Source organism: Rhizobium sp. CG4, from assembly GCF_023701965.1.
GTDB lineage: Bacteria > Pseudomonadota > Alphaproteobacteria > Rhizobiales > Rhizobiaceae > Agrobacterium.
Genome location: NZ_JABAEG010000003.1, coordinates 366,008 through 380,969, shown reverse-complemented (window position 1 = coordinate 380,969; position 14,962 = coordinate 366,008). Strand labels below are relative to the sequence as shown.

The window sequence follows — 14,962 nt, the reverse complement described above, 5'->3', positions numbered from 1 at the left end:
CGAAAACAATCATGAGCAGAATTCAGCAAGTTATTGCTGTGATTTCACTTTCCAGAGAAATCGTCCACGGCCTGGAACACACAACAACCTTAATTGGTTGCGGTTTTTTCCTTGTCGGCAAGCTGCTTCCATGAACTTTGTTGAGACAACATGCCGCGCAGGTAGCTAAGATTTGCTTCTGCCTGCTGCTGGGTCAATTCCTGCCGGGCGATGTTATCGGCCTCGGCGAAACGTCCTTGGAGCCCCACGACCAGCGCCAGATTCTGGCGGATACGGCTGTCAGCGCCCGGTTGCTGTGAGGCTGATCGCAGATAGGTTTCGGCCGTTCTTGGATCACTCGACAGGACGTAGGACATTCCGAGGTTGGACAGAATACTGGGTTCGTTGGGCTGCAAGTCCAATGCCATGCGGTATTTGGTGCGCGCTTCTGGCGAGCGGCCGAGTTGATCCAGTACGGCACCTTCAGCGGAATACAGGCGCCAGTCCGGTCTATCCGGTGTCTGCGCGCGGGCGATTGTCGATAGAGCCTGCTCCAGCTGACCAGCACCGGCCTGCGCCTTGCCATAGGCTGCCAGCACATTGCGATCTGCCGGGTTGGCAATGGCGGTCTGCTGCATCACGGCCAGAGCCTGTGTGCTTTTGCCAGTCATCATAAGAAGATTGGCATAGTTCATGCCCGTGCGCGCATCCTTGGGATTGCGTTCATAGGCTTTGCCAGCTGCTTCTTCGGCCTGCCGCAGTTGAGACTGGTTGAGATTATCGTATGATTGCGCGGGCGCCGTCGTCGGGATAGAGCCTGTTGTCAGCCTGTCATGCTTGTTGGTAGAGGCGCATGCGGTTAATGCTACCGCCAAAGCCAGCACGGCACCGCCATTGATTATGGCTTTTCGCGATGCAGATACAGAGTGAACAGCAGTCATGGCATTGCCCCTGCGTGCGTTGAACGGCTTTTGCACCTATAAGCGGCGCAATCTTCGCTCCAGCAATAATCTGTTAACCCTAACAGAGTGTTAATTTACTGATTCTCCAAGTTTACGAAAGCAGATCATGGCCCCGTATCAGTTCATCGAAAGAGCAACACCGTTCAGTGCCAAAGCGGGCAACACCCTGCCGGTTTTTGCGGTAACGCCAGCTCATATCGAGCAAGGTGCCATCGACCCCATAGCGCTCGATTGGGCGCGCAAGGCCGGTTTCAAAGCGGAAAGCGGCGCCATTCTGCTCATCCCTTCGGCCGATGGTTCGCTGGGTGGGGCGCTTTTCGGACTTGGCAGCAATCCGTCCGAACTTCCTTTCCTGACCGGCAAACTGGCCCGCGAACTGCCAGAGGGTGACTGGCACATTGAAACCGCACCCTTGACGGTGAACCGTCTCGCACTGGGTTTCGGTCTCGGCAGCTACAAGTTCGACCGCTATCGCACCGTCAAATCTTCGTCGGCCAAGATGCTCATTCCGCAGGATGCCGACGCAACCGGCATCAAGCGGACACTGGCTGGCGTCTTCCTGGCACGCGACCTCATCAACATGCCAGCAAACGATATGGGGCCGGACCAGCTTGAAGTGGCTTTCCGTGCACTTGCTGCCCACTACAAGGCGGAAGTTACCGCCGTGACCGGCGACAAGCTGTTGAGTGAAAACTTCCCGCTGATTCATGCGGTGGGTCGTGCTAGCGAAGGCGAGCCGCGTCTTCTGGAAATGCGCTGGGGCAAAAAAGGCAATCCTGCGATTACCCTAGTTGGCAAAGGCGTGTGCTTCGATACCGGTGGTCTCGACATTAAACCTGCCTCTTCGATGGCGTTGATGAAAAAAGACATGGGTGGCGCGGCAAATGTGCTTGGCCTTGCATTGATGATCATGGAAGCCAAACTCAAGGTGAACTTGCGCGTCATCGTTCCTGTCGTCGAGAACTCGATTTCCGCCAATGCTTTCCGCCCGGGCGATATCTACCTGAGCCGCAAGGGTCTGACGGTACAGATCGACAATACCGACGCCGAGGGCCGGCTTATTCTGGCCGACGCATTGGCCTACGCCGATGAGGACGAGCCGGACCTGATGATTGACATGGCAACACTGACCGGTGCTGCCCGCGTGGCGCTCGGTCCTGACATTGCGCCCTATTACACCGATGACGAAGATCTCGCCCATGACATCGCCGAAGCGGGCATGGACATGGACGACCCGATGTGGCGCATGCCGCTTTATATGGGATATGACAAGGATATCCGCTCCCGCGCTGCCGACATTACCAATGCGCCGGCTGGCGGCATGGCAGGCTCCATCACAGCCGCCTTGTTCCTCAAGCGCTTTGTGTCGAAAACCAAGAAATGGGCCCACTTCGACATTTACGGCTGGTCGCCGAGTGAACGTCCGCACTCGTCGGTTGGCGGTGAAGCGCAGGCCATCCGTGCGCTCTATCACTACATTGCCAGAACCTACGGCTGATTGGCAAAAACTAAACCGCTCAAAACAGACCTTCACAAACGGCAAAACAACGGTGCGCAAACACCGTTGTTTTCTTTTGAGCCAGTGTGGCAAGTGTGACTGTCGGTGTTCAGTCGGCGTGTTTGTGCTGTGCCAGCATTCGCACCACGATGCTCGTCGCGCCAAGCAACACCACGGCAGTGATCAACACGGCCGCAAATGCATTGCCAAAGGCCGTTTCTGCAGCGCTGCGAACTGCAATGGCAAGATTGCCGCCAACCCGTTCGGCCAGAAGCAGTGCTGCATCAAGACCATCACGGGCGGAGGCCGCACCGTCGTTGATACCGACAGGTGCTTCAAACGAGGTGCTGTAGACCGCAGCAAGGACACTTCCAAGTGTGGCGATACCGATCGCACCGCCCAGTTCAAACGAGACTTCCTCGATCAACGCTGCCATGCCACCATGATGATCCGGCGCGTTGAGCATGATGGCGGTGGAAGCGGCGGTCATTGTCGCACCGAGACCTATGCCCATCAGAAACAGGGCAGCAACCTGCAAGGCGAGGCCATCGCTGATGACACTGTAGTAAAGCGCGAGGCTGGCTGCCGCGATTGCCATTGACAGCCACATGACGGCCCGTTCGCCCACTTTTGCCACCAATATGCCTGCCAACGGGCCGGCGATAAATGCACCAAGCGGAATGGGCAGCACCATCAGACCTGCCTCCAGAGGCGACATGTCGAGCACAAGCTGGAAACGTTGGGTCACAGCCAACTGAAAGCCCAAAAGAGCAGCCGAGGCGACGGCAGCAGCAATCACGCCGGCCAGGAAATTGCGGTTGGCAAACAGGCTGAAATCAATCAACGGCGATGCAATGTGACGTTGGCGACGGGCAAACAACACCAGAAACACCAGACCCAGCAGTGCCGAGGCCGAAAATGACGATAAAGAAATGTCCTGTTTTGCCAATTCCTTGACGGCATAGGTCGAAGAAACCAGACCGATCATGATCTGTACGGCCGAAATGATATCGAATGATCGCTCCGGATTTCGCAAGCCGGGGCCAACAAACAGGATGGTTGCGACAAAGGCAACCGCGACGATGGGCAGGTTGATCAGGAAAACCGACCCCCACCAAAAGTGTTCCAGCAACACGCCGCCGATGACCGGTCCAAAGGCCGCACCGCCAGAGGCAACGGCTGCCCAGACGCCAATAGCGAAGGCCCGTTCACCGGGCTCCGTGAATGTCTGGCGGATAATCGACAGCGTGGCTGGCATCATCATCGCTGCGCCAACGGCAAGCAGCGCCCGTCCGGCAATCAACATCTCAGGGTTCGGTGAAAAGGCGGCGAACAGTGATGCGGCACCAAAAATAATCAGACCGATCAGGAACAACAGACGTGCGCCGAATTTGTCACCAAGCGCGCCGGATGCCGGCAGTAAGCCGGCGACGGTCAGCGCATAGACATTTACGATCCACAATTTTTCCGAGGACGATGCCATGAGTTCATGTGTCAGACGCGGCAATGCCGTGTACAACACCGTCATATCGATCACGATCATGAACAAGGCACTCGATACAATCGCGAGAATACCCCATCGTGCTTTGGCCTGCATAAAAACTCCATGGTCGCTAAGGGCGAGCTGAACGATAGCTGTGAATTATTTAAATACATACGTATGGAATTAAAAAGAGGCAAGGCATGGGACGAAAGAAAACCATCGATCGGGAGATCATTCTGAATGCCGCCGAAGACATTGTGCGCTCGCGAGGAGCGGCCGCACTGACAATTGATGCGCTGGCAAAGTCACTTGGCGTAACGAAGGGCGGTATCCAGTACAGCTTCGCCAGCAAGGATGCGATTATCGACGCGATGGTGTCGCGCTGGTTTGTGACCTATGACCAGAAGTTCCAGGAAATTGCCGGAGAGGCTCCCGACCCGCAGGCCAAGGTCTGGGCCCATGTGGAGGCGACACGGCAGGCTGACGAACCGGCAAACTACAAGGCCGCCGGATTAATGGCGGCGCTGATGCTATCGCCAGAATATCTGGCCTCGACCAAGAAATGGTATGAGAGCCGCACGGAAGGTCTTGACGTGACGACGCTTGAAGGGCGCGCCGCACGGCTGGCATTTCTTGCGACCGAAGGGGCTTTCGCATTACGCTGGTTTGGCCTTATGGATATTTCCGATGACGAATGGGCTTCAATCTTTGCCGACATCAAAACAGTCCTGAACAAAGAGCCTAAAGATCCCTAAAAACGTCGGCCGACACGTGCCATGATCTTCGCTTATGACTTGGAGACCCTTACATGTCCTCTTTCATTGATTTTCGTACTCCAAAAACCTTACCGCCGACCGCGAGTTACTCGCACACTGCCATTGTCCCGGCCAGCGCCAAGACAATTTTCATTTCCGGTCAGGTTCCCATGGATGTGACTGGTGCACTGATCGGTGAAGGTGACTTCAAACGTCAGGCCGAAAAAGTGTTTGAGAACATTGAAATTGCCCTTGCTGACGCTGGCACCACCTTCGACAATGTCGTGAAGCTGGGCATGTATCTGACAGATATGAGCAACCTCGGCACCCTCAGAGAGATACGGGACCGTTTTATTCAGCTTAAGGCACCACCAACCAGCACACTTGTGCAGGTAACGGCATTCTTCAACCCGGCTATTCTGTTCGAAATGGATGCGATTGCCGTCATCGACGGCTGACATAACACCGCAGACCCGCAACAGTGTGATTGAGCACCGGACTGCCATTTTCCTGTTATCTCAGCCAGACAAATGAAGACGAACTGCATAAGTTGGCTGAGAGTAATGGGGAGATTTTTGCGTGCGGCACAGTCACCCCATTGGCAGGCTTGAACCACTGTAGGCTAAGCAGCGTAGGCCACCCAACCCTTGATGCTGAGCCCCGCATAAAACAGCGATACGTTTGAAAACCCTGCCTCCTGCATCATGGTGACATCGTCTTCCGGCGACAGGATTGAAAGCCGGGTGCCAATGGCCTGTCGTGCGCTTTCAACCTTTGCCGGGTCGGTGCCGTTTGCCAAACCATAGGCGACGTGACGCGCGATCCATTTCGAGCGCTCAGGTTCGCTTTGCGGCAAGCTCAGATGCACCGCGATAAAGGGCGCGCCGGTTTTCAGGCGTTTGCGTATTTGCACAAGTGTTTCGAGACGTTGCTGCTCGGCGATAAAGTGGAAGGTCAGTATAGCCGTGGCTGCATCATAAGGGGCTAGTGGCGCGTCACTGATGTAACCTTCAAACAAGCGGACCCTATTGTCATGTGCCGATGTCACTGTTCTTGCCAGATCCAACATGTCGGCGGATGGATCCACACCATCAAAGGACCAACCGGCATGGGCATCGGCCAGAGCCTTGATTTCCTGTCCACCGCCTGCCCCCAGAACCAGCACACGGCCATCCTGCGGCGTTACTTCCGCCAGTAACAGCGAGATCATCCTGTGCAAATCACTGTAGCCGGGGACCTGCCGTGGTGGCCCTTCATTATAGGAACTTACTACCTTTCCTTTGAACGGGGTTTCCACTTTCTCATTCATGTCCTCACTCCATTCGCATAATGTTACTTTTGTTGTTGCATGAATGGATATAGGCACAGGAAAGATGCCTGCCAAGAGCAGGCGTCACGTTTTGCGGGTCAATGGAGCAGATGGCAGGTGGCTGGTTTAAACAACCACTTCCTGATTTTTACGGTCTTCCTGACCGAAAAACTTCAGGTAGCGCTGCACTTCAGACGCTTCTCCGGTTGCCTTTTGGGGATTGTCGGAAAGCTTGACCGCCGGTCTGCCGTTAGCATCGCTGACCTTGCAGACGATGGAGATCGGCTTCAGTCCGGCAATTTCTTTCGGAGCACAACCGGCAAAGTCGTTGGTCAGGTTGGTACCCCAACCAAAGCTCATACGGGCACGGCCTTCAAAATGTTTGTAGGTGTCGATAATTGCATCGACATCAAGACCATCGGAAAAGATCAGCAGCTTCTTTTTCGGATCACGGTTCATCTTTTCCCACCAGGCGATGATCCGTTCGCCACCCTCGATGGGTGGTGCGCTGTCCGGACGGAAGCCGGTCCAGTCAGCAACCCATTCAGGCGCATTTTTCAGGAATGCCGCGGTACCAAAGGCGTCTGGAAGAACAATCAGCAGGTTGCCACCATAAAGGCGGTTCCAGTCCTTCATCACCTGATAGGGTGCGGCGGCCAGTTCCTCGTCATTATTGGCAAGCGCTGCGACCACCATCGGCAGTTCATGCGCGTTGGTACCAACCGCTTCCAGATCGGAATCCATCGCCAGCAGAACGTTGCTGGTGCCGGTAAAGGCCGGACCAATGCCTTCCTTCAACGCGTCCACGCACCAGCGTTGCCACAGGAAACTGTGACGGCGGCGGGTGCCGAAGTCGGAAATGCGCAGGCCCGGCAATTCGCGCAGACGTTCGACCTTCGACCACATCTTAGCCTTGGCACGGGCATAAAGAACGTCCAGCGTGAAATAGCCGAGCGATTTCATGGCGCTGCGCGACCGCAGTTCGTTGATAATGGCCAGTGCCGGAATTTCCCACAACGTGGTGTCCATCCAGCGGCCATGGAAATTCAGCTCATACTGGCCGTCACGCTTGGAGAGTTCGTATTCCGGTAATTGGTAGCTGGACAGCCAGGACAGGAATTCCGGCTCAAAAATCTGCGAGCGTCCGTAGAAGGAGTTACCGGCCAGCCAGATTGTTTCCTTCTTGGTCAGACGAAGCGTGCGAGCGTGATCCAACTGATCACGCAGTTCCGCCTCATCGATTTCGTCGGCAAGGCGCACGGTCTTGGTGCGATTGATCAGGGAGAATGTCGCATCGACTTCCGGATAGAGTTTCCAGATCATCTGCAACATCAGAAGTTTATAGAAGTCCGTATCGATTAGGCTACGAATGATCGGATCGAGCTTCCAGGCGTGGTTATGAACGCGGGTGGCGATGTCCGTCATTGTCATGTCTGCGGCTTCCCTCTTCCGGCCGGTGGGCCGGTTTCCCTCTGCACTGTGAAAGCAAAACTGCCATCACAGTCACTACACAGAAACAGACATACTAAAGTCCATGGGCCGGAAACAAGCCACCAGTAAAGATAAATGGCATCAATAAATCATATCAATTGTAGGCGTCGGACGGATTGATGCCGGGGTACCAGTCTTTTGAGGTCGGATTTTGCGATCCCCAATAGGTCAGCCCGCCGCCCTCGCAGCGATAACCACTTACCGGAAGGTCCTCTTCGAAAATGCTGCGATAGCGCCGCTTGTCGAATGAGCCGGTCTGCAATTCGCTGCGGCAGGTATAACGTACCTTTGGTTTTGCGGTGGCGGGATCTTTTACACCCGGCAGATCGCGGTAGGCATCCGGCGCACTTAACTCGAAGCCGTCCTGATAGATCGTCTGCGCGCTGGCGCTGCTCGATGAAAATCCAATGGTCGCCACCAGCGGCAGTATCGCCCAAACTTTCATCGATATCCCAGCCACGGCCACCACCTCTTACTGCTACGTCTACATCCGCAATATAGGATAGGCAGCGACCATAAACAGGCCGCCTGCAACAACGATTTCGTGAACGGTATAAGCCGCCTTTTACAGCCGCTTGTAGGAGGTCGGAAATTCGTAAAGCCAGCCAATGCGCTTGACGGCTTCATCGAAATTCTCGCGGGCCACTGTCATGCTGTGGCCGTTGGCGTGCAGCAGCGTTTCAGCATCTTCCATGATGCCGACATGTCCCTTCCAGAACACCAGATCACCACGAGTGAGTTCGTCGCGCTCGATCTCAAAGCCCAGTGATTTGACCTGCATGTCGGTATCGCGCAGCGAGGCCTTGCCGGTCATCGACAGGGACAATTGGACAAGGCCAGAACAATCGATGCCGAAGCCGGAGCGACCGCCCCAAAGATATGGCGTCTCGATAAATCTGACGGCAACGGACACATAATCATCAGACACAATTTCACCGATCGGCAGACAGTGCGCCGCAATGACCCCCTCACCTTTTTCAGTCAGAAGATACCGTGTCCCGCGGGTTTCTGCCTCACCGACAAAACGCAGCGTGCTGCCCATGGACAGAGCTGTTACCGGTGGCTTGCGCAGTTCTGCCTCAGGATAGAGAAAGGTTCTGGGTGCAGTGATGCGGTGCGTTGCAGCCTCAAGCTGCCCCAGCGCCGTTTCCGGCAGATAACCGGTGTAACCATCCGTATCGGCCTGCACCCATGCCCAGCCATTTGCACGTTCAAAAACCCGCACGGTTTCACCGAGCAGAAGTTCGGTGTCTATACCCTTGGCAAGATCAGGCGATGGGCGCAAGGCACAGACTGGCACCGCGATGCGCGCCGGTTCACCCGTCACAAAACGGGTTGCTTCAACCTGCCCCTCCAGCCTTGTATCGGCGAGGTCCGGGCGAAATGCATGTAGGCGACGATCCAGTATCATGGGCGTTTTTCCGGCGTTGTTTGCAGTCTTGCCTGCTCGATAATCATATCGCCAAAATTTTCAAGGAAAAGAGCACCGGTTACAGTCCTTTTGATGACGACGTTGCGCCGGTCTTTTTCGTCGCGCACGCGGTCGATCAGCCCCATGTCGCCCATCGTATCCAAGGCGCGGGTAATCACCGGTTTGGTGACACCAAGCACTGTCGCCAAACCTCTGACGGTGTGTGGCGGAGGAACAAGATAGACATGCAGGAGAACGGCCATCTGCCTTAGGCTCAAATCACGGGCGTCGGTTTCAACCTGTTTCAGGGTTACCCTGTGCCACAGGCCCAAGGCCTCGGAAGCGGAAAATTCGACCGGCAAATATCCCTCCAACTCTCAGGGGTCATGGCTCTGCGCATCCGTTTTCCTTGATTGTGATGATAAACACAACACGCAAAAGCAAAACCGCCGCCGATGTTCTTGCTGACAGCAAGTATCGACGGCGGTCTATTTCACCCTTTTAGCGGGCGTTTTTCCGTCCCCTCTGGACTTGTTTCTTACAAAGCAGAAACCGTGCCAGTTTTGTATCAAAGTGAAAAGTGCAGTATTTTCAGCATATTGTGCTGATTTGCGCCAAACCGACACCGAAATGGCATCGGGTAAAATTTGTGCAGTGCGAAAGCATTTGCCTAAAAAAATCCCGCCGGAGTGCGGCGGGATTTTCATATCAGTCCGTTGCTTTCGAAAAATCAGACTTCCGCAGCCTGTTTTTCTTCCGCTGCCTCATGGGCACGTTCATTTCGGTTGTAGCGAATTGAAGACCACAGCGCGATACCGATCAGGGCCGCGCCACCAAGACCGGTGATTACTTCCGGAATGTGGAACAGGCTCTGCATGTACATGATCACCGAAAGGATGAGGATGGCATAGAATGCGCCATGCTCAAGGTAACGGTATTCCGCCAGCGTACCCTTCTCAACCAGCATGATCGTCATGGAGCGCACATACATGGCGCCAATGCCGAGGCCGATGGCAATGATGAACAGGTTCGAAGTCAGTGCGAAGGCGCCGATGACGCCGTCGAAGGAGAAGCTGGCATCCAGGACTTCAAGGTAAAGGAACGCGCCGAAACCGCCCTTTGCTGCACCCTGCATCATCTGCTGGCTACGGTCGAGCACGCCGCCGAGAACTTCCACCAGCAAGAAGGTCAACAGACCCCAGATTGCCGAACTGAAGAAGACGTTTGCTGCTTCGGGACCGAGTTTCGGATCACTGCTGTCAGCGATGATACGCGAAAATATCAGCATGATGACCAGAACGAAGGCGATCTCGATGCCCTTGATGGAAGAGTAGGTGGAAATCTTCTCTTCAACCCAACGCACCCAATGCACATCTTTTTCGTGATCGAAGAAGAAGCTCAGGCCGACCATCATCAGGAAGGTGCCGCCAAATGCCGCGATTGGCAGATGTGCGTCCTGCATGATCTGCGCATAACGATCCGGTTCAGTCGCAGCCATGACCATGGCAGTCCATGGACCGACATTGGCAGCGATAACCACGATGAGCAGCGGGAAGACGATACGCATGCCGAAAACGGCGATCAGAATCCCCCAGGTCAGGAAGCGATGCTGCCATTCCGGCGTCATGTCCTTGAGCTTGTTGGCATTGACGATGGCGTTGTCAAAGGAAAGCGAGATTTCAAGAACAGCCAGAACTGCGCAGATGAAAAAGATCGTTGCAGTGCCGCTGACGGTGCCTGTCATCTCCCAACCGAGATAGCCGCCAAGAATAAGGCCAACAACAGTGACGATGAAAGCCCACTTGAAGTAGGAAAGGGTCGATTTTTGAGTGGTGGAGAGGTTCATGTTCAAATCTCTCCGTGAATTGAGATGCTGGCGTGCGCAGCAAAAAACGCCATGCCACAAATGGCACGCGCAGTAAGCGTGGTTGTTGTCTTCATGGGATAAAATCCGCCGGCTGCTTTGCAGGCGGTACCGACATCGCGAGAGCGCCGTAAAACTCTCGCCAGAGGGGCCCGGCACCATTGTTCCTCTTGCCCGATCATAACTTTGTGATGCGAGCCTCTATGTACTCTGCCAAGTTTGGGATTTCGTCAAGTCCCCCGAGCGGGCGGCGTATCATCAAAAACGGGAAACAAACCGTTTTCCGATCTGTTTCCCGTCAAAACTTGTCCGGCATTTCCCGTTTTACGGGTGTGGCTGCCAAGTATCCTCACACTAGGTCGTTTGGAAATTCGGCAATTGCCTTTTTGCGCTTCAGCGCATTTTCGCGGAAGAAGATGTAGAGGCCCGATACCACGATCAGTGCTGCACCAATCACAATCGACATTTGTGGAATGTCGTTGAAGAAAAGCCAACCAAAGAACACCGCCCAGAGCAACAACGTGTATTGCAGCGGTGCAACGGCTGCGGCATCGGCCAGTTTAAGGGCGCGGTTGACGAGCACATGCGCGCCCATGGCGACAATACCAAGCAGACACAACAACGACATATCGAAGGTGGATTCAAGCGGCACCCACCCATCCGAAGACACCAGCAGTGCTACGGCACCAGCAAGCAGCGCTCCGACGATCTGCCAAAATGCCAAAGTGGTATCGGCGGTGTTTCGCAGCTGTCGTCCGGAAATCATCATGAAGGCGAAGGCTGCACTACCAATAATCGACAAAAATGCAGCCGGCGTCAGGCTTGCCGAGCTTGGCTTGAGGGCAATGATGACGCCGACAAAACCGATGGCGATGGCAGTCCAACGGCGCCAGCCGACCTTCTCGCCAAGAATGAAGGGAGACAGCGCCGCAACATAGATCGGAGCTGCCAGCCAATAGGTCATCACGTCAGCCAGAGGCAGCGAAATGACGGCGTAATAAAAACAGAAAATTTCGATCGTCGAGAAACAGACACGCGCAAACTGCAGGCCGCGCCGCTCGATGTTCACCAGACCGCTGACGCCGACTTTCCAGAGAATAGGCAAGAGTATGACGATTGCAGCGACGCTACGGATAAGGATGACCTGACCGAGAGAATAGGTGGAAACCAGCCATTTCCCCATTGCGTCATTCAGCGCAAACATCAGCATTCCCAGCAACATTACGCATACGCCAAGGCTGGATGGAGACAAACGTTGGAAAAATGCGGTCATATCAGGGTCTTTTCATGCAGGAATGGTGTTTTTCTGCCCTACAAGTCTCTTTCCCTGTCGGTTGTGTCAAGGCAGTGATGATTGCCATTCGCAACAAAAGTAATATTTTTTATTTTCCGGCCCGTTGAATGCTAACGGACACTGATTTACTGGCGAAATGTCTGGATCAGGTGAAGTTTCTTTTCTCCTGGGCAATCAGTTCCTGCAAAAACTGCACAACAGTGCGCACACGCACGAGTTCACGTGCCGATTCATGATAGGTTGTCCAGTAGGATCGCAAAATGCTGTGCTGCGGAAACAGTCGGACAAGTTCCGGATATTGCCGCGCTATATAATCGTGCAGAATGCCAATGCCGGCACCCGAGCGTACCGCTTCCGTCTGGCCAATGGCACTGGAGATTTCAAAGGCCGCATCCCAGTCGCGCATGATCTCGCCAGTATAATTGAGCGATGGCGCGAAGATCAGATCTTCCACGTAACCAATGCGGGTATGGTCTTTGAGCGCCTCCAGCTGCGGAGGCGTGCCTTTCGTCTCCAGATAGCTGCGCGAGGCATAAAGGCCGAGTGAATAATCCGTCAGCTTGGCGGACACCAGTCGTCCCTGCTCCGGTCGTTCAATGGTGATGGCAATGTCCGCCTCACGTTGTGACAGCGAAAACGAGCGTGGAACCGGTACAAGCTGTACCCGAAGGGCTGGATAACGGGCGATCAGGGGCCCAAGCCTTGGAGCAAGGAAGGCAACACCGAAACCGTCAGGCGCACCGATACGCACCGTGCCGGCCACCGCTGCATCCACCCGGCCAAGATCTGCCTGGGCGTTCATCATTTCCACTTCCATGCGTTCGGCAGAAACCAGAAAGCGGGCACCCTGCTCCGTCAGTTCGCAGCCATTGGTGCTGCGCAGGAACAGCTGGCTACCGAGCGAAGTTTCCAACGCAGATACCCTACGGCTTAGCGTTGCGTGGTTGACACCCAACCGTTTCGCGGCGGCCAGAAACTGCCCGGAACGGGCCACACTCAGGAAACAGCGCACATCATCCCAATTCATCTGTCAGCCCTTATATCGAAATTTGCACAACAGATGATTATTAGAGGCCATTGATTTGTGCAATTCAAAGCGTAATGCTGACGCCAATTCAATTTGGAGGATCATCATGAAGGAAATCGGTCATTTCATTGGCGGCAAACATGTTGCTGGCACCAGTGGACGCACATCTGATGTTTTCAACCCGGCAACCGGTGAAATTCAGGCAACCGTGGCACTGGCCAGCGAAGCTGAAATCCGTGCGGCTGTTGAGAACGCCAAGCAGGCACAGCCAAAGTGGGCCGCGACCAACCCGCAGCGCCGCGCCCGCGTATTCTTCAAGTTCGTTGAGCTTCTCAACACCCACCTGGACGAACTTGCCGTTCTGCTTTCCAGCGAACACGGCAAGACGGTAGATGATTCCAAGGGCGACATTATCCGCGGTCTTGAAGTCTGCGAATTCGTATGCGGCATTCCGCATCTGTCCAAGGGTGAGTTCACAGAAGGTGCCGGCCCTGCCATCGACATGTATTCCATTCGCCAGCCTGTTGGCGTTGGTGCCGGTATCACACCGTTCAACTTCCCGGGCATGATCCCGATGTGGATGTTTGCACCGGCCATTGCTTGCGGTAACGCCTTCATCCTCAAGCCATCCGAGCGCGATCCATCCCTGCCAATCCGCCTTGCAGAACTGATGATCGAAGCTGGTCTGCCGGCAGGCATCCTCAATGTCGTCAATGGCGACAAGGGCGCCGTCGATGCCATTCTGACCGACCCGGATATTGGTGCAGTATCCTTCGTCGGCTCCACGCCGATTGCCCGTTACGTGTATGGTACGGCTGCCATGAACGGCAAGCGTGCCCAGTGCTTCGGTGGTGCGAAGAACCATATGATCATCATGCCGGACGCCGATCTCGATCAGGCCGTCAACGCGCTGATGGGTGCAGGTTACGGCTCTGCTGGAGAACGTTGCATGGCGGTGTCCGTTGCCGTTCCGGTTGGTGAAGAGACCGCAAACCGTCTCGTCGAAAAGCTGATCCCGCAAATCGAAGCCCTTAAGATCGGTCCTTACACCGATGACAAGGCCGACATGGGCCCGCTGGTTACCAAGGAAGCGCAGGCACGCGTCAAGGGTCTCATCGACAGCGGCGTTGAGCAGGGCGCAAACCTCTTGGTTGACGGCCGTAACTTCAAGCTTCAGGGTTATGAAGACGGTTATTTCGTCGGCGGCTGCCTGTTCGACAACGTCACGACCGACATGGATATCTACAAGCAGGAAATTTTCGGACCAGTTCTGTCGGTTGTCCGCGCCAAGAACTACGAAGAAGCCATCGATCTGCCGATGAAGCATGAATATGGCAATGGCGTTGCTATCTTCACCCGCGATGGTGATGCGGCTCGTGACTTTGCATCGCGCATCAACATTGGCATGATTGGCGTCAACGTACCAATCCCGGTTCCGCTGGCTTACCACTCCTTTGGTGGCTGGAAGGCTTCAAGCTTCGGTGACCTCAACCAGCACGGTACAGACTCCATCAAGTTCTGGACCAAAACAAAGACCATCACTGCCCGCTGGCCATCAGGCATCAAGTCTGGCGCCGAGTTCGTTATGCCGACAATGAAGTGATGCCCGATGGATCTTGGACTGTGCGTCCTCGAAGCTTTCCATTTGCTGCGGGCGCACGGGCAGGCATCAAGCCTGGCGCCGAGTTCGTTATGCTGACAATGAAGTAATGCCCGATGGATCTTTGACTGTGCGTCCTCGCAGCTTTCTATTTGCTGCGGGCGCACTGGCAGGCATCAAGTCTGGCGCCGAGTTCGTCATGCCGACAATGAAGTAAAACACACGACATCACTGACTTTCCGAGCCCGTAGCATATCAATTGCTGCGGGCGTCGTTTTTTGCAGCTGCG

14 protein-coding genes are annotated in these 14,962 nt (G+C 55.0%); 4 read left to right on the top strand and 10 right to left on the bottom strand.

Annotation, left to right across the window (positions count from 1 at the left end):
- Window positions 1–89: 89 nt before the first annotated feature.
- Window positions 90–920, bottom strand: coding sequence for a tetratricopeptide repeat protein (locus HGO37_RS12050; RefSeq protein ID WP_250983507.1), 831 nt, complete (start codon window positions 918–920; stop codon window positions 90–92).
- Window positions 921–1,047: 127 nt separating this feature from the next.
- Here HGO37_RS12050 and HGO37_RS12045 point away from each other — a divergent pair, with 127 nt between their 5' ends.
- Entirely contained in the window at window positions 1,048–2,439 is a 1,392-nt protein-coding gene (locus HGO37_RS12045; RefSeq protein ID WP_250983506.1) for a leucyl aminopeptidase family protein, read from the top strand.
- 109 nt (window positions 2,440–2,548) lie between these two features.
- On the opposite strand, the gene HGO37_RS12040 is transcribed toward HGO37_RS12045, so the two are convergent.
- Window positions 2,549–4,036: an MFS transporter gene (locus HGO37_RS12040; protein ID WP_250983505.1), complete on the bottom strand. Its 1,488-nt coding sequence runs from the start codon at window positions 4,034–4,036 to the stop codon at window positions 2,549–2,551.
- An 86-nt stretch (window positions 4,037–4,122) separates the two neighbouring features.
- Between HGO37_RS12040 and HGO37_RS12035 the strand changes: the two genes are divergently transcribed.
- A complete protein-coding gene (locus tag HGO37_RS12035) occupies window positions 4,123–4,677 on the top strand; it encodes a TetR/AcrR family transcriptional regulator (RefSeq protein ID WP_250983504.1) in 555 nt (184 codons plus the stop codon).
- 53 nt (window positions 4,678–4,730) lie between these two features.
- Entirely contained in the window at window positions 4,731–5,135 is a 405-nt protein-coding gene (locus HGO37_RS12030) for a RidA family protein (protein WP_250983503.1), read from the top strand.
- A gap of 164 nt (window positions 5,136–5,299) precedes the next feature.
- Here the strand turns inward: HGO37_RS12030 and HGO37_RS12025 are convergent, their stop codons facing one another.
- From HGO37_RS12025 to HGO37_RS11990, 8 genes are all read right to left on the bottom strand, one after another.
- Entirely contained in the window at window positions 5,300–5,986 is a 687-nt protein-coding gene (locus tag HGO37_RS12025; protein WP_250983502.1) for a class I SAM-dependent methyltransferase, read from the bottom strand.
- A 126-nt stretch (window positions 5,987–6,112) separates the two neighbouring features.
- Entirely contained in the window at window positions 6,113–7,417 is a 1,305-nt protein-coding gene (gene pncB, locus HGO37_RS12020; protein WP_250983501.1) for a nicotinate phosphoribosyltransferase, read from the bottom strand.
- A 154-nt stretch (window positions 7,418–7,571) separates the two neighbouring features.
- A complete protein-coding gene (locus HGO37_RS12015; RefSeq protein ID WP_250983500.1) occupies window positions 7,572–7,937 on the bottom strand; it encodes a hypothetical protein in 366 nt (121 codons plus the stop codon).
- A gap of 105 nt (window positions 7,938–8,042) precedes the next feature.
- Window positions 8,043–8,888: a C40 family peptidase gene (locus tag HGO37_RS12010; RefSeq protein WP_250983499.1), complete on the bottom strand. Its 846-nt coding sequence runs from the start codon at window positions 8,886–8,888 to the stop codon at window positions 8,043–8,045.
- Window positions 8,885–9,250: a MarR family winged helix-turn-helix transcriptional regulator gene (locus HGO37_RS12005; RefSeq protein ID WP_250983498.1), complete on the bottom strand. Its 366-nt coding sequence runs from the start codon at window positions 9,248–9,250 to the stop codon at window positions 8,885–8,887. Before HGO37_RS12005 ends, HGO37_RS12010 begins: the two co-directional genes overlap by 4 nt.
- A 368-nt stretch (window positions 9,251–9,618) precedes the next feature.
- Complete coding sequence (locus HGO37_RS12000) at window positions 9,619–10,734, bottom strand: DUF475 domain-containing protein (RefSeq protein WP_250983497.1); 1,116 nt, start codon at window positions 10,732–10,734, stop codon at window positions 9,619–9,621.
- Window positions 10,735–11,101: 367 nt separating this feature from the next.
- Window positions 11,102–12,025 carry a DMT family transporter gene (locus tag HGO37_RS11995; RefSeq protein WP_250983496.1) on the bottom strand — a complete coding sequence of 308 codons (924 nt, stop codon included), beginning with the start codon at window positions 12,023–12,025 and terminating at the stop codon, window positions 11,102–11,104.
- A 166-nt stretch (window positions 12,026–12,191) separates the two neighbouring features.
- Window positions 12,192–13,073, bottom strand: coding sequence for a LysR family transcriptional regulator (locus tag HGO37_RS11990; protein ID WP_250983495.1), 882 nt, complete (start codon window positions 13,071–13,073; stop codon window positions 12,192–12,194).
- Window positions 13,074–13,179: 106 nt separating this feature from the next.
- On the opposite strand from HGO37_RS11990, the gene HGO37_RS11985 reads away from it, so the two are divergent.
- Entirely contained in the window at window positions 13,180–14,676 is a 1,497-nt protein-coding gene (locus tag HGO37_RS11985) for a CoA-acylating methylmalonate-semialdehyde dehydrogenase (RefSeq protein ID WP_250983494.1), read from the top strand.
- The last annotated feature ends 286 nt before the right edge of the window (window positions 14,677–14,962 follow it).